The sequence below is a fragment of the Pseudomonas sp. Fl4BN1 genome (genome assembly GCF_009908285.1).
GTDB lineage: Bacteria > Pseudomonadota > Gammaproteobacteria > Pseudomonadales > Pseudomonadaceae > Aquipseudomonas.
Genome location: NZ_JAAARM010000009.1, coordinates 174,920 through 188,498 on the forward strand (window position 1 = coordinate 174,920; position 13,579 = coordinate 188,498).

Genomic DNA, 13,579 nt, shown 5'->3' on the forward strand with positions numbered 1-13,579 from the left:
TTAAAACTCGTTCTGCAGGGCCTTGTAGCCGCGGATCAGGTCGACGTTGGTGCGGGCCACGTCTTCGGAAAACTCCGATGCGCTGACGCTCACCGGAGGGAATTGGCCGAGGTCGGTCTTGGGGCCGATCCGGGTGGTGGAGGGCACATAGAAACCCTTGGGCAAATCGCGGCCGTCCACCACCGAGTTGTGCCGGACCACGCTGCCGTCGCCGACTACGCAGTTGAACAGCACGCTGTTGAAACCGATGAACACTCGGTCGCCGACCACGCAGGGGCCGTGGACGATGGAGCGGTGGGCGATGGAAGTGTGTTGGCCGATGGTTACCGCTGCGCCGGATTTGGAGTGGATTACCACGCCGTCCTGGATGTTCGAGTTGGCGCCAATGGTGATAGCTTCCATCTGCCCGGAGGCGTCCACCTCGTCAGCGCGGATTACTGCGTAGGGGCCGACGAAGACGTTGTCGCCGATGACCACCTTGCCGCAGATGATTGCGGTCTTGTCCACGTAAGCGGATTCGGCGATCACCGGCAGGTCACCGGAAGGGTTTTTACGAATCATGGCGCGGGTCCTTCATGGGGGAACTGATGACTTCCACCGCGCCATCGCGAATGGCGTTGTAGAAACAGTTGGGGCGGCCGGTGTGGCAGGCAGGGCCGTACTGGTCGACTTGCAGCAACACGGCATCGCCATCGCAGTCCAGGCGCGCTTCGACCAGGCGCTGCCGGTTCCCGGAGCTTTCACCCTTGCGCCACAGGCACTGGCGCGAACGCGACCAGTAGCAGGCCTGGCCGCTGGCCAGGGTTTCGGCCAGGGCCCGGCGGTTCATCCAGGCCAGCATCAGCACCTCGCCGCTGTCGTGTTGCTGGGCGATGGCGGCGATCAGCCCATCGCTGTTCCAGGGCAGGGCATCGAGCACGGCAGTCAGTGGCCAGCGGCTACCGATGGCGGCGCTTTCCAGGTCCAGCATCGACAGCGGCGGGCGTCGGATCATGGCTGGCTCAAGGCCTCGTACAAGGTATTGAGGTTGTATTCGAACAGCCCGGTGAAGGTGCTGGCCGGGCCGCTGGCCGAGAGGGCGTCGGAGTACAAGGTGCCACCGATATGGGCACCGCTTTCTTCGGCGATCTGCTTGAGCAGGCGTGCGTCCTTGATGTTCTCCATGAACACTGCCTTGACCTTGGCGTTGCGGATCTGGGTGATCAGCGCCGCGACTTCGGCGGCCGATGGCTCACGCTCGGTGGACAAGCCCTGGGGCGCCATGAAGTCGATACCGTAGGCTTGGCCCAGGTAGCCGAAGGCATCGTGGGAGGTGACGATCTTGCGGTTGCCAGGGGGCAGCGAGCCGAGCTTGGCCTTGGCTTCGGCCAGCAGGTGATAGATCTGTTTCAGGTAAGCCTGGCTGTTGCGCTGGTAGTCGGCCTGATGGGCCGGGTCGGCTGCGATCAGCGCCTTGGTGATGTTGTTCACATAGAGTTCGCTGTTGGCCAGGTTGTGCCAGGCGTGAGGGTCGGGAATGCTTTCGCCGTCTTCCTCCAGGGTCCGTGGAATCACCCCGCGGCTGGCAGTGATCAGCGCAGTCTTGGTGGCGGTACTGGCCACCAGGCGATCCAGCCAGGGCTCGAAGCCCAGGCCGTTCTTGATGATCAGCCGGGCCTTGAGCAGGGCCTTGGCGTCATCCGGACTTGGTTCGTAGGTGTGGGCGTCTTCATCGGCGCCCACCAGGTTGGTGATCTGCACATGCTCACCACCGACCTGGCGGGTCATGTCGGCGAGGATGCTGAAACTGGTGACCACGGCAAGTTTGTCCGCAGCGTGGGCGGTCGACAGCGACAGCGGCAACAGCAGGCTGAACAGCACGAGTAGAGCGCGCATCGGGAAACACCTCATGGGGATGTGAGCAACGGTGGGCGGTGCAGCAAGCCGTGCACCGGCCCGAACACCACGGACAGCAGGTACAGAGCGCCCGCCACCAGCACGATGGCGGGTCCGCTGGGCAGCGAGTAATGGAACGACAGCAGCAGGCCGAGCCAAACCGAGAGGCAGCCGAGCAGCGCGGCGATGCCCATCAGCAAGGGCAGGCGGCGGCTCCAGAAACGCGAGGCGGCGGCCGGCAGCATCATCAGCCCCACCACCATCAACGCGCCGATGGCTTGGAAACCAATCACCAGGTTGAGCACTACCAGGGCCAGGAACAGGCCGTGGGCCAAAGGCCCGAGGCGGCTGACGCTGTGCAGGAACAACGGGTCGAGGGTGTCTAGCAGCAGCGGTTTGTAGATCAGTGTCATGGCCAGCAGGCTGACGGCTGAGACCCAGAGCATGCCCTGCAAGGTCGGGCCGTCCACCGCCAGGGCGGAGCCGAACAACAGGTGCAAGAGGTCCAGGCGTTTGCCGGCCAACCCAAGAATCAGCACGCCGCTGGCCAGGGAGATGGGGTAGATGGCGGCGATGCTGGCGTCTTCCCGCAGGCCGGTGCGGCGGGTGATCCAGGCGGCCAGGCCCGCCATGCCCAGGCCGGCGCCAAGGCCGCCGAGGGTCAGCGCCGGTAGGCTCAGGCCAGCAAACCAAAATCCCAGGGCGGCGCCAGGGAGAATGCCGTGGGCTACTGCATCACCGATCAAGCTCATGCGGCGCAGGATCAGAAACACCCCCAAAGGGGCAGTGCTGCAAGCCAGGACCAGGCCGCCGAGCAAGGCCCGGCGCATGAACATGAACTCGTTGAACGGCTGCCAGAGATGTGCGGCGATCTGCATCAAGCTACCTGTGTCTGGAATTGTGGAGCGATCAGTTCCCGGCTGGGGCCGAAGACACAGCCGCTGCTTTTGATCAGCAGCGTCTGGGGGATGTGCTGACGCACTGCAGCCAAGTCATGACAGACCACCACCAAGGTCCGGCCCTGGGCATGCCAGGCATGCAGGTGTTGCCAGAGCAGGGTTTGGCCCAGTTCATCCAGGGCTGCATGGGGTTCATCCAGCAGCAACAGAGAGGCCTCGGTCAGGCTCAGGCGAGCCAGCAGCGCACGTTGTAATTCACCGCCGGAGAGCGCCATCAGCGAGCGCTTTTCCAAGCCACTCAAACACCAGTCTGCGAGTGCGGCCTGCAGCTTTTCCGCCCGGGTCCTGGTCGGTTCACGCTTGCCCCAGAATCCGCCGGCCACCAGTTCTTCCAAGCTGATGGGGAACTGCCGGTCGAGGTGTTGCTGTTGAGGCAGGAATGACAATCCGCCACGTTGCGGGACTGCCAGATCGACTTTGCCGGCCAGCGGTTTTTGCAATCCGGCCAGGACCTTCAACAGGCTGCTTTTGCCTGAACCGTTGGCGCCGATGATCGCGCTAAAACTGCCGGTGGGCAGGTGCAGATCCAAGGCTGGGGTCATTGGCTGGCCGGGAGCGCCCCAGCGTAATGCTTGGCAACTGATCATCAAGCCTCCCAGTTCCAACGGCTTTCAGCCACCGCGTCATGGGCGTGCAGGCTTTCTGCATGCACCACGCGCAAGTGGAAGGCGTTGACTCCAGGGGAGCGACGCAGGGCCAGGTTCAAGCGGCGGGCGGCGTCTTCGCAGAACATCAGGTTTTGTCCGTTGGCCAGGGCGAAGGCTTGCTCGTCGGCGCGTTTGACTGCGGTTTGCACTGCGGTGCCCAGGGCGTTTTCAGCGTCATTGATCAGCGCAATCAGCGGCAGTTCGTCGAGGAAATCGTCTAGGCGCAGGCGCAGTTCGGCATGGCTGCGTTGGCTGTGGGGTGTGGCAACAATGCCTTGGGTCGATCCCAGCCAGGCGAGAACATCGGCATGCTGCAACGGCTGATTGGCAAAATCATCGACGAATTGCTGCTGAATCAACTGCCGGGACAGGGCTGCCGAACACGGGCAAGTTGAGGAATAAGGCACGTCGATCTTTAGTTCCACGTGGAACATCGCGTTTTTCAGCCGCGCTTCGATGCATAAGGGATAGCTCTTCCAGCCGGCCAATGGACTGACCAGGGCCGGGCGTTTGAGCAGCAAGTCGAGGTGAATGCGCAGGTAGGCGCTGTGGGCCAAACCCTGGTGGCTGTCGAGAAAACGCCGCAACACCTGACGCAGCAGAGCCGGGGTCAGGTTTTCCTGTTCGAGCAGTTCCAGGGCCAGGTACAGGCGCGACATGTGAATACCGCGCGCCTCGCCGTCGTCGAGGCTGACCCCGGCATCGGCTTTGGCCGCGACCCGCTGACTGTCGATCACTACAGGTAAGGCAATGCCGCACATGCCTACCCATTCCAAAGGCAAGGCTTGGCGTGAGGCCTGCGCGGCAATATCCGGCAGAGTCAGCGCGTTCATGAGCAGGTCCGTCGTAGGAAATAATTCGACATGTTATATTATAACAATGCGTTCGATGGGAAATTTTTCCTCGCCGTTTCTTCAGCCTGCCTTGTGAGTACGGACGCTCCCCTATTTGCGGTATTTGTCATGCACAGACGTCAATTGCTCAACCTGCTGTTGGCCGGTACGGCCCTGATGTTTCCCTGGAGTATTTCCGCTGCGCAGATCCGCAATGCCCGGTTGTGGAAAGACCCCGACAAGCTGCGGCTGGTGCTCGATCTGAGTGGCCCGGTGCAGTACAAGACCTTCACCCTCAGTGCGCCGGAGCGCTTGATCATCGATTTGAGCGGGGCCCGCCTGAGTGGCGACTTCAGTCAGTTGGCCCTGGCCAATACGGTGATTCGTTCGATCCGCTCCGGGCATTTTGGCCAGGGCGATACGCGGATCGTCCTTGATCTGAGTGAGCCGGTGCGGCTCAACAGTTTTCTCCTGCCGCCCCAGGGCGGGCAGGGGCATCGGCTGGTGCTGGACCTGTCCCACGCTGGCAAGGCGCCGCTGCAGATCGCCGCGGCAGCCGCACCGCTGGTCAAGCCCGAGGTGTCGGTGGATAGATCGCATCCCAAGCGCAACATCATCGTCGTGGTGGACCCCGGGCACGGGGGCAAGGATCCGGGTGCGGTGGGGGCCAGGGGCGAACGGGAAAAGGATGTGGTGTTGTCCATCGCCCAGTTGTTGGCCAAGCGACTCAAGCGCGAGAAGGGTTTCGACGTGAAGCTGGTGCGTAACGACGACTTCTTCGTGCCACTGCGCAAGCGAGTGGAGATTGCCCACAAGCATAAGGCCGACATGTTCATCTCGGTGCATGCCGACGCCGCACCGCGACTCACCGCCTCGGGTGCCTCGGTGTACACCCTGTCCGAAGGTGGTGCGACCTCGGCCACAGCACGGTTCATGGCCCAGCGGGAAAACGGCGCCGATCTGTTGGGGGCCACCCGTTTGCTCAACCTCAAGGACAAGGACCCGATGCTGGCCGGAGTGATCCTCGACATGTCGATGAACGCCACCATTGCCGCCAGCCTGCAACTGGGGAACACGGTGCTGGACAGCCTGGCCGGGATCACCACCCTGCACCAGAAACGCGTCGAGCAGGCCGGGTTCGCGGTGCTCAAGTCCCCGGACGTGCCATCGATCCTGGTGGAGACCGGGTTCATTTCCAACAGCCGCGACAGCCAGCGCCTGGTCACTGCACGGCATCAGCAGGCAATTGCCGATGGTTTATTCAAAGGCCTGCAGCGCTACTTCGAGAAAAATCCGCCAGCCAACAGCTACATGGCCTGGCTCCAGGAGTCGAAAAACAAGGGCTCGGTGTAGGCGCCGGCTTGCTGGCGAATGGGCTGTATCAAGGGGGCTGCGGCGCCTGGTTCGCTGGCAAGTCTGCTCCGCCGCCGCGTTGGGCTAGCAGCCGGTGATGCGGCTGCAGGTGAACTTGGCGCTACTGCCGCCGGAGCTGGAGAAGCGGTTGCGGGTGGTCCAGCCCACGCGTTGGCTGTAACCCACCCAGGCCTCGCCGTCGGATGCCAGGCCGGTGAAGAAGGTCAGTTGTCCGTAGCGGCTGTTGGTTTGCGCCCAATAGCGTTTGCCGATCACCTCGAACCCGCGCAAGTACGTGGTGCTGCCGGCGGTAGCGACGCTGTAGGCGTTGCCCAGGGGATCGACGCAGGCCAGCAGGGTAGCACTGCGGGTGCAACTGGCCAGGGTACTGGGCACGGCCGCGACGGCATGGCCGGCAAACAGCAACAGGCTTGAGAGCAGGGTGGGCAAGACAAGGCGCATGGCGATTCTCGTGGCGACAGGGGCGCAGCATCGCGCCCTTCGTCGTGGGCGGCAAGAGAGGATTGGCTAATTTGCATTGTTATAATATAACATCAAAACAAAGCCTGACCGTGACTCGCCATGACTGAACAAGATCTTCTCGCCCAACCCGACGCGCACTACATGAATGATGCCCAGCAGGGCTTCTTTCGTGACTTGCTGCTGGCCCAGCGCAGCGAACTGCAGGAGCGCATCGCCGCCGAATTCGACCAACTGCGTGAACACGAGGCCCATAGCGACCCCGCCGACATCGGCAGCGCCGAAGAACAGCGGCTGTGGCAACTGCGCCTGCTGGAGCGGGAAAAGAAGCTCCTCGACAAGATTGACGAGGCCCTGGAGCACTTGGCCCGTGGTGAGTACGGCTGGTGCCGTGACACCGGCGAGGCCATCGGCCTGAAACGTCTGCTGTTGCGGCCTACCGCCACCCTGTGTATTGAAGCCAAAGAACGCCAAGAGCTGCGCGAACGCCACCAACGGGCGTTTTGACCCAGCCGCGACCCTGATGAGGATCAACCGATGACCCAGCGTCTTCCCGTTACCGTGCTATCCGGCTTTCTCGGCGCCGGTAAAAGCACCCTGCTCAATCACGTGCTGCGCAACCGCGATAACCTGCGGGTGGCAGTGATCGTCAACGACATGAGCGAAATCAACATCGACGGCAGCGAGGTGCAGCGTGATGTCAGCCTCAACCGCGCCGAAGAAAAGCTGGTGGAAATGAGCAACGGCTGCATTTGTTGCACCCTGCGCGAGGACCTGCTGGAAGAAGTGGGCAAACTGGCCGGTGAGGGACGCTTTGATTACCTGCTGATCGAATCCACCGGCATTTCCGAGCCGCTGCCGGTGGCCGAGACCTTCACCTTTCGCGACGAATCGGGCCAGAGCCTGGCAGATATCGCCCGGCTCGACACCATGGTCACCGTGGTCGACGGTATGAACTTCCTGCTGGATTACCAGGCAGCAGAAAGCCTGGCCTCACGGGGTGAAACCCTGGGAGAGGAAGACGAGCGTTCGATCAGCGACCTGTTGATCGAGCAGGTGGAGTTTGCCGATGTGATCCTCATCAGCAAGATCGACCTGATCAGCAGCGACGAGCGTCTGGAGCTGATGGCGATCCTGGCGCGCCTCAATGCCCAGGCGGAAATAATCCCCATGGTCATGGGGCAGGTGCCGTTGACCAAGATCCTCAACACCGGTCGCTTTGACTTCGAGCGGGCGGCCCAAGCACCGGGCTGGTTGCAGGAACTGCGTGGCGAGCACGTGCCGGAAACCGAGGAGTACGGGATCGCTTCCAGCGCCTACCGGGCGCGACGGCCGTTCCATCCTGAGCGCTTCTTCAACTTCATCAACCGGACCTGGGTCAACGGCAAGCTGCTGCGCTCCAAGGGCTTCTTCTGGCTGGCCAGCAAGTATCAGGAGGCTGGTAGCTGGTCCCAGGCCGGCGGTCTGATGCGCCACGGGTTTGCCGGACGCTGGTGGCGTTTCGTGCCTAAGCAGCAATGGCCCCAGGACGAGGAAAGCACTGCGGCGATCATGCACAACTGGACCCCGGCCACCGGCGACTGCCGACAGGAACTGGTGTTCATCGGCCAGAACATCGACTTCGCCCGGCTTTGTGCCGAGTTGGACCTGTGCCTGCTGGACGACGATGAAATGGCGCTTGGCGTCGAGGGTTGGAGTCTGATGAGCGACCCCTTCGGACCCTGGCATGAAGACGAGGCTGCCTGATGCTGACCTTGAGCTCCCCAGTGACACCGCTGGTTAACCAGCCACCGGCCAGGTGGCTGTTGCTGCCCAGTGTCGAGCCTGTGATTTCACGCCGCGCGGCCATTGGCACAACCCCGGCGGTGCTGGCGCAGGTGCTGGAGGACGAGGTAAACCTCGGCCTCTGGCAGCGTCAGCTACCGGCGCATATCGCGGATTTCGGCGAGCTGCTGTTGTCCCTGGACGAACCGTTGGCGGAGTCCTTGTCCCTGGAGCTGCCGGATGAAGACTCGGAGCCGAACCTGCGTGGCCTGGCCTCGGGCTTCAGTGATTTACAGGGTTATGACGGCTTTATCGCCGATGTTTCCTGGTTGGTCAGCGCCTTTGCCTGCTTGCTCGGAGCCAAGCGCGTGGGGCTGCGCTTGCGGATGCTGGACAAGGCCATGTGCCCGCGCTTTCACGTGGACCATGTACCGGTGCGCCTGATCACCACCTATGCCGGCGTGGGCAGCCAGTGGTTGCGCGAAGGGCGGATGGACCGCCGGCAGCTCGGGCGTGCCGAGGCCGAGCCACTGGATCCGGCGTTGATCCAGCAGATCGCCAGCGGCGAAGTGGCGCTGTTCAAGGGGGAGAAATGGCACGGCAACGAAGGCTTCGGCCTGATTCACCGCTCGCCGCAGCCGGCGCCGGGTGAGCGTCGGTTGATCCTTACCCTTGATTGGCTGGGTTGATTGCTCCCATTCTCTGGTCCTCCATGGGTTTTCGGGAGCCTCTGTCGAAGGCCGCCATCGGGCACTGAAGTGCCCCCGCCCGAGAGGCCCGCAAAGCCCCTCCGGTGCCTATTGTCCGAACATGGCCCGAACCTGCAGCAACGGCTACGGGCCTAGCGGATTTTCGCCCCGGGAGGGAAGGGCGTAGCATCACTCCACAAGCTTTCGGAACCCCTTCCCATGCTGCAGAACATCCCCACTCACGTGATCGCCGGCCCTTTGGGCGCCGGCAAGACCAGCCTGATTCGTCATTTGCTGAGCCAGCGCCCGGCTAATGAGCGCTGGGCGGTGCTGATCAACGAATTTGGCCAGATCGGCCTGGATGCGGCATTGCTGACCCGGGATGAAGACGGTATCGCCCTCGGCGAAGTCGCTGGCGGCTGTCTGTGCTGCGTCAACGGCGCGCCGTTCCAGGTGGGCCTGGGGCGCCTGTTGCGCAAAGCCAAGCCGGACCGTTTGTTCATCGAGCCGTCCGGCCTTGGCCACCCGGCGCAGTTGCTCAAGCAACTGAGTGTTGCGCCGTGGCAGGGGGTGTTGGCGTTGCAGCCCTGTGTGCTGGTGCTGGACGCCCAGGCCCTGGCCGCCGGCAAGCCGCTGCCCCAGGCGCAGCAGGAGGCTCTGTCCAGCGCCGGTTTGCTGGTGCTGAACAAGGATGAGCTGCTCAGTGACAGCGATCGCTTGCGCGTGCTGGAACAATTGCCGGACATTCCCCTGTTCTGGACTCGCCATGCGGCCTTGCCTTTGGCGGAGCTACCGGGCCTGGAGGTCAGTGCCGGGACGGCGCTTGAGCCGTTCGCGGTGCCCCAGGGATTGGCGCAGCTAGCGGCGCTCTGGAGTGATCCGGGGGTGCCGATCTGCCTCAGCCAGTCCCAGGCAGAAGGTTGGAGCATTGGCTGGCGCTGGCATCCGAGCCAGCAGTTCGATCTGGCCCGAGTCGATCACTGGTTGCAGAATCTCGATTGGCGGCGGGCCAAGCTGGTGATCCACAGCAGTGAAGGCTGGCGCTCAGGCAACGGTCTGGACAATTCGCCATTCAATTGGCTGCCCAGTGAGTGGCGTCGGGATTCACGCCTGGAATTGATTTTCAGTGATGCTCAGGATGTTGCTGCGCTGCAAGCCAGCCTGGCTGCCTGCCGTCTATAACCGCAGGATTGCAGGAACCGGCTTGCCAGCGAATCTCAATTACGCCACTTGCGGTGTTCGTCGCGCCACTGGCTCAGCTCGATCACTTCGGCGCTGGGCAATGGCTCCTTGGCTTCAAACGGGTAGGGCGCAAGTTCAATATGCGCGCTATGGGCACCGAACTGGGTAATGGTCCCGGCGTGGCGGGTTTCGCCAGTCACGGTGAACTCGAAATTGTAGATCCGCGCCAGGCGCCGACGGCCATTGGCGTCCTTGACGAAACCAATACGCTTGAGCGCGACGTTGCCGTCCAGCAGCTCGATATCGAGTTTGGCGCAGTGCTGCTTGACCCGCGCCAGCGCTCGCTCGCGCAGGCCGTGGTTGTGCCACAGCCAGGCGCCGCCGGTCGCCAGCAGCATCAGCACCAAGATGTTTCCAAGGGTCAGCATGAAAGTTTGCTCCAACGAAGTAGCATCAGCTTAACTGCGTCTCCGGTCTGTCGTACAGGCTGCGTTTAGTCGCATACTGCGCGGCTTGAATTCCACCGGTTCTATGGAAAATCCTGCATGAAACGTACGCCTCACCTGCTTGCGATCCAGTCCCATGTGGTTTTTGGCCACGCCGGTAACAGCGCCGCGGTATTTCCCATGCAGCGGGTCGGGGTGAATGTCTGGCCCCTGAACACCGTACAGTTCTCCAATCACACCCAGTATGGTCACTGGGCGGGAGAAGTGCTGGCACCGCAACAGATTCCCGAACTGGTGGAAGGTATTGCCGCCATCGGCGAGCTGGGCAACTGCGATGCGATCCTCTCCGGCTATCTGGGCAGTGCGGCCCAGGGCCGGGCGATCCTCAGCGGCGTGGCGCGGATCAAGGCGACCAACCCCAAGGCCCTGTACCTGTGCGACCCGGTCATGGGCCATCCGGAAAAGGGCTGCAGCGTGCCGGAGGAAGTCAGCGATTTCCTGCTGGATGAAGCCGTGGCCATGGCCGACTTCCTCTGCCCCAACCAGCTGGAACTGGACAGCTTCTGCGCACGCAAGCCGCAATCACTGTTCGATTGCCTGGGCATGGCTCGCTCGTTGCTGGAGAAGGGCCCCAAGGCGGTGCTGGTCAAGCATCTGGACTACCCGGGCAAACTGGCTGAAGGCTTCGAGATGCTGCTGGTGACCGCCGATGGCAGCTGGCACCTGCGGCGTCCGCTGTTGGCGTTCCCGCGCCAGCCGGTGGGGGTGGGCGACCTGACTTCAGGCCTGTTCCTGGCCCGAGTGCTGCTGGGTGACAGCCTGGTGGCGGCGTTTGAATTCACCGCCGCAGCGGTGCATGAAGTGCTCCTGGAAACCCAGGCCTGTGCCAGCTATGAGCTGGAGCTGGTGCGGGCCCAGGATCGTATTGCCCATCCACGGGTGCGTTTCGAGGCCACGCCGATCGGCCTCTGAGCGCGACCGGCGGGCCGCGACTCAGGCCTGCTCGGAGAACTGCACCGTCGGTGCCGGCTGGCGGAAACCTCGGGTGTGTATTCCCAAGTAGGCCAGGCCGAGGGCGAACCAGGCCATGCCGATCCCCAGGGTCAGGGCCGAGAGGCTGGTCCAGAGCCAGACGATCAGGGCGAAGCCGATCAACGGCAATAGGCCGTACTGCAGCAGCCGTATTCCGGTGCGTGGCTGGCCTTGGCCCAAGTGGCTCTTGATCACCGCCAGATTGACCACGGAAAACGCCACCAGTGCACCGAAGCTGATCATCGAGGCCAGGGTGGTCAGATCGATGACCACCGCCAGCAGGGACACCAGCGATACCAGGACAATAGCGATCACTGGCGTCTTGTAGCGCTCGGACAAAGTACCGAATAGACGCCGTGAGAGGATGCCGTCGCGGCCCATGCTGAACAGGATGCGTGACACCGAGGCCTGTGAGGCCAGGGCCGAACCGGCAGCGCCGGCGACATAGGTGGCGGTGAAGAACATCTCCAGGAAGCGGCCGCCGGCGTGCAGCATGACTTCGCTGGCCGCCGAGTCGGCATCCTTGAAGCTGCTGCCGGGGAAGGCTAGCTGGCTGGCCATGGCCAAGAGGATGAACAACAGGCCGGCGCCCAGGGTGGTGATGAGGATGGCTCGGGGAATGTCCCGGCGCGGATCGCGGGTTTCCTCGGCCAGGGTCGATACCGCGTCAAAGCCCAGGAATGACAGGCACAGCACCGCCGCTCCCGCCATCAACGGCAACAGCCCGCTCTGGCTGCCGTCGCCGAGCCAGGGCGCGCCGAGATCCATGCTTTCGGCCCCGGCCAACTGGCGCGCCACCAGCGCCACGAACACCACCACGAACACCAGTTGGGCGCAGACGATCAGGTTGCTCATGCTCGACACCGAGCCAATCCCGCGGATGTTCAGCACGGTCACCAGGCTGATGGTCGCCACCACGAAGACCCAGGCTGGCACGGCCGGAAAGGTCAGGTTGAGAAACAGGCCGATCACCAGGTAGTTGATCATCGGCAGGAACAGGTAATCCAGGAGCAGCGACCAGCCGGCCAGGAAGCCGATACCCGGACCGAAGCTGAGGCTGGCGTAGGAATAGGCGGAGCCGGCGATGGGGTACTTCTTGACCATGACGCTGTAGGAGCGGGCGGTGAAGATCATCGCCAGCAGGGTGATTACATAGGCCGCGGCGGTGCGCCCACCAGTGATCTGGGTAACCACGCCGTAGGTGGTGAAGACGGTCAGCGGGACCATATACACCAGGCCGAAGAACACCAGGGCCGGAAGCCCGAGAATGCGCCGCAGCGTGGTGCCCTGGGCGCTGTGGGTGAAGTCGTCGCCGAGGCTGGCGCTGCGGGTGGACAAGGAGGGGCTGCTGGGAGAGGGAGTGGCGCTGGGCATTGTTATTGTTCTCACGCGTTCGTTGGCTCGAAGGCTCCCCGGACGGGAAGTGCGTATGTGCCTTGCCCATCGATTCTGGCAGTGGTGCCCCGCAGGCATAACTCTCTATGTGGTCAAAAAGGGATCGATCTGGCCATTCTGGATGACCGCAGAAGACTGCTTGCAAAGGCCGGGGGGCTTGTGGCCGAGCGCTGGAGGCTCTGGCCGGGGGAGGCAGGCGTGTGGCGAAGGGACCGTCCGTGGTCCCGCTGGATCAGCGTATCTGCTTGAGGATCAAGGGCCGTCGGCCTTGATCTCCTGATAGCGCTTTTCCAGCTCCTGGCGGATCTGCCGGCGTTGCTGGGCCTGGATGTAGCGGCGTTTACCGTCGCTGGTCTCGGGCTGCAGCGGCGGCACCTGGGCGGGTTTGCGCTGGTCGTCCACCGCCACCATGGTGAAGAAGCAGCTGTTGGTGTGGCGCACCGAACGCTCGCGGATGTTCTCGGTGACCACCTTGATGCCCACCTCCATCGAGGTATTGCCGGTGTAGTTGACCGAGGCCAGGAAGGTCACCAGTTCACCGACATGGATCGGCTCGCGAAAAATCACCTGGTCCACCGACAAGGTCACCACGTAGCGACCGGCATACCGGCTGGCACAGGCATAAGCGACTTCATCGAGGTACTTGAGCAGGGTGCCGCCATGGACATTGCCAGAGAAATTGGCCATGTCAGGGGTCATCAATACCGTCATCGACAGCTGGGCGTTTCCGGGTTCCATAGCACGCTCACGGTTCTAGGCAGGGGTTGCTGGAGCACCTCTGCGGGTGCTTGGTCGAAGAGTTTTCAAACCATCGATAACCGGACGTCGGGCCGCGCCGGGCCGTCACGCTTCGGTGGATCTGTTTCCTTATATTGCACCGCCTTTCTGCCGGAAGTCGCGGTGTTAACCTGCAAAACACCCGTT

General features: G+C 62.9%; 16 protein-coding genes. 6 read left to right on the plus strand and 10 right to left on the minus strand.

Features of this window, described 5'->3' with window-relative positions:
• The 6 genes from GV818_RS13010 to folE2 are packed head-to-tail and all read right to left on the minus strand — an operon-like array spanning nt 1 to nt 4,314.
• Nucleotides 1-561 (minus strand): carbonate dehydratase, encoded by a 561-nt coding sequence (locus GV818_RS13010; RefSeq protein ID WP_161752617.1) that lies wholly within the window; start codon nt 559-561, stop codon nt 1-3.
• Nucleotides 551-994: a phosphoribosyl-AMP cyclohydrolase gene (gene hisI, locus GV818_RS13015; RefSeq protein ID WP_161752619.1), complete on the minus strand. Its 444-nt coding sequence runs from the start codon at nt 992-994 to the stop codon at nt 551-553. Before hisI ends, GV818_RS13010 begins: the two co-directional genes overlap by 11 nt.
• Nucleotides 991-1,875: a metal ABC transporter substrate-binding protein gene (locus GV818_RS13020; RefSeq protein ID WP_161776732.1), complete on the minus strand. Its 885-nt coding sequence runs from the start codon at nt 1,873-1,875 to the stop codon at nt 991-993. The genes hisI and GV818_RS13020 overlap by 4 nt, the downstream gene beginning before the upstream one ends.
• Nucleotides 1,876-1,886: 11 nt before the next feature.
• A complete protein-coding gene (locus GV818_RS13025; protein ID WP_161752623.1) occupies nt 1,887-2,753 on the minus strand; it encodes a metal ABC transporter permease in 867 nt (288 codons plus the stop codon).
• On the minus strand, nt 2,753-3,421 hold the full coding sequence (locus GV818_RS13030; RefSeq protein WP_161776733.1) for a metal ABC transporter ATP-binding protein: 669 nt from the start codon (nt 3,419-3,421) through the stop codon (nt 2,753-2,755). The genes GV818_RS13025 and GV818_RS13030 overlap by 1 nt, the downstream gene beginning before the upstream one ends.
• A complete protein-coding gene (gene folE2, locus GV818_RS13035; RefSeq protein ID WP_161776734.1) occupies nt 3,421-4,314 on the minus strand; it encodes a GTP cyclohydrolase FolE2 in 894 nt (297 codons plus the stop codon). The genes GV818_RS13030 and folE2 overlap by 1 nt, the downstream gene beginning before the upstream one ends.
• A gap of 129 nt (nt 4,315-4,443) precedes the next feature.
• Between folE2 and GV818_RS13040 the strand changes: the two genes are divergently transcribed.
• Complete coding sequence (locus tag GV818_RS13040) at nt 4,444-5,667, plus strand: N-acetylmuramoyl-L-alanine amidase (protein ID WP_161752629.1); 1,224 nt, start codon at nt 4,444-4,446, stop codon at nt 5,665-5,667.
• A gap of 84 nt (nt 5,668-5,751) precedes the next feature.
• Here GV818_RS13040 and GV818_RS13045 read toward each other — a convergent pair whose 3' ends face one another.
• Nucleotides 5,752-6,129, minus strand: coding sequence for a glutamine synthetase (locus GV818_RS13045; RefSeq protein ID WP_161752631.1), 378 nt, complete (start codon nt 6,127-6,129; stop codon nt 5,752-5,754).
• Nucleotides 6,130-6,249: 120 nt separating this feature from the next.
• On the opposite strand from GV818_RS13045, the gene dksA reads away from it, so the two are divergent.
• The 4 genes from dksA to GV818_RS13065 all read left to right on the plus strand — a co-directional run bounded on the left by dksA (nt 6,250) and on the right by GV818_RS13065 (nt 9,782).
• Nucleotides 6,250-6,654: an RNA polymerase-binding protein DksA gene (gene dksA, locus GV818_RS13050; RefSeq protein ID WP_161752633.1), complete on the plus strand. Its 405-nt coding sequence runs from the start codon at nt 6,250-6,252 to the stop codon at nt 6,652-6,654.
• Nucleotides 6,655-6,684: 30 nt separating this feature from the next.
• On the plus strand, nt 6,685-7,893 hold the full coding sequence (gene zigA / locus GV818_RS13055; protein ID WP_161752635.1) for a zinc metallochaperone GTPase ZigA: 1,209 nt from the start codon (nt 6,685-6,687) through the stop codon (nt 7,891-7,893).
• A complete protein-coding gene (locus GV818_RS13060; RefSeq protein WP_161752637.1) occupies nt 7,893-8,600 on the plus strand; it encodes a DUF1826 domain-containing protein in 708 nt (235 codons plus the stop codon). The genes zigA and GV818_RS13060 overlap by 1 nt, the downstream gene beginning before the upstream one ends.
• Nucleotides 8,601-8,819: 219 nt before the next feature.
• Nucleotides 8,820-9,782 (plus strand): CobW family GTP-binding protein, encoded by a 963-nt coding sequence (locus tag GV818_RS13065; RefSeq protein ID WP_161752639.1) that lies wholly within the window; start codon nt 8,820-8,822, stop codon nt 9,780-9,782.
• 35 nt (nt 9,783-9,817) lie between these two features.
• Here GV818_RS13065 and GV818_RS13070 read toward each other — a convergent pair whose 3' ends face one another.
• Entirely contained in the window at nt 9,818-10,210 is a 393-nt protein-coding gene (locus tag GV818_RS13070) for a DUF3301 domain-containing protein (protein ID WP_161752641.1), read from the minus strand.
• A gap of 117 nt (nt 10,211-10,327) precedes the next feature.
• Here GV818_RS13070 and pdxY point away from each other — a divergent pair, with 117 nt between their 5' ends.
• Nucleotides 10,328-11,200, plus strand: coding sequence for a pyridoxal kinase PdxY (pdxY, locus tag GV818_RS13075; protein WP_161752643.1), 873 nt, complete (start codon nt 10,328-10,330; stop codon nt 11,198-11,200).
• A gap of 21 nt (nt 11,201-11,221) precedes the next feature.
• Here pdxY and GV818_RS13080 read toward each other — a convergent pair whose 3' ends face one another.
• Nucleotides 11,222-12,634, minus strand: a complete 1,413-nt coding sequence (locus tag GV818_RS13080; RefSeq protein WP_256679465.1) for an APC family permease — start codon at nt 12,632-12,634, stop codon at nt 11,222-11,224.
• 273 nt (nt 12,635-12,907) lie between these two features.
• Nucleotides 12,908-13,393, minus strand: coding sequence for an acyl-CoA thioesterase (locus tag GV818_RS13085; RefSeq protein WP_025131551.1), 486 nt, complete (start codon nt 13,391-13,393; stop codon nt 12,908-12,910).
• Between the last annotated feature and the right edge of the window lie 186 nt (nt 13,394-13,579).

What these genes read in the sequence shown, in the direction of transcription:
- GV818_RS13010 (WP_161752617.1), bottom strand. Translation starts at nt 561, where the DNA reads ATGATTCGTAAAAACCCTTCCGGTGACCTGCCGGTGATCGCCGAATCC.
- hisI (WP_161752619.1), bottom strand. Translation starts at nt 994, where the DNA reads ATGATCCGACGCCCGCCGCTGTCGATGCTGGACCTGGAAAGCGCCGCC.
- GV818_RS13020 (WP_161776732.1), bottom strand. Translation starts at nt 1,875, where the DNA reads ATGCGCGCTCTACTCGTGCTGTTCAGCCTGCTGTTGCCGCTGTCGCTG.
- GV818_RS13025 (WP_161752623.1), bottom strand. Translation starts at nt 2,753, where the DNA reads ATGCAGATCGCCGCACATCTCTGGCAGCCGTTCAACGAGTTCATGTTC.
- GV818_RS13030 (WP_161776733.1), bottom strand. Translation starts at nt 3,421, where the DNA reads ATGATCAGTTGCCAAGCATTACGCTGGGGCGCTCCCGGCCAGCCAATG.
- folE2 (WP_161776734.1), bottom strand. Translation starts at nt 4,314, where the DNA reads ATGAACGCGCTGACTCTGCCGGATATTGCCGCGCAGGCCTCACGCCAA.
- GV818_RS13040 (WP_161752629.1), top strand. Translation starts at nt 4,444, where the DNA reads ATGCACAGACGTCAATTGCTCAACCTGCTGTTGGCCGGTACGGCCCTG.
- GV818_RS13045 (WP_161752631.1), bottom strand. Translation starts at nt 6,129, where the DNA reads ATGCGCCTTGTCTTGCCCACCCTGCTCTCAAGCCTGTTGCTGTTTGCC.
- dksA (WP_161752633.1), top strand. Translation starts at nt 6,250, where the DNA reads ATGACTGAACAAGATCTTCTCGCCCAACCCGACGCGCACTACATGAAT.
- zigA (WP_161752635.1), top strand. Translation starts at nt 6,685, where the DNA reads ATGACCCAGCGTCTTCCCGTTACCGTGCTATCCGGCTTTCTCGGCGCC.
- GV818_RS13060 (WP_161752637.1), top strand. Translation starts at nt 7,893, where the DNA reads ATGCTGACCTTGAGCTCCCCAGTGACACCGCTGGTTAACCAGCCACCG.
- GV818_RS13065 (WP_161752639.1), top strand. Translation starts at nt 8,820, where the DNA reads ATGCTGCAGAACATCCCCACTCACGTGATCGCCGGCCCTTTGGGCGCC.
- GV818_RS13070 (WP_161752641.1), bottom strand. Translation starts at nt 10,210, where the DNA reads ATGCTGACCCTTGGAAACATCTTGGTGCTGATGCTGCTGGCGACCGGC.
- pdxY (WP_161752643.1), top strand. Translation starts at nt 10,328, where the DNA reads ATGAAACGTACGCCTCACCTGCTTGCGATCCAGTCCCATGTGGTTTTT.
- GV818_RS13080 (WP_256679465.1), bottom strand. Translation starts at nt 12,634, where the DNA reads ATGCCCAGCGCCACTCCCTCTCCCAGCAGCCCCTCCTTGTCCACCCGC.
- GV818_RS13085 (WP_025131551.1), bottom strand. Translation starts at nt 13,393, where the DNA reads ATGGAACCCGGAAACGCCCAGCTGTCGATGACGGTATTGATGACCCCT.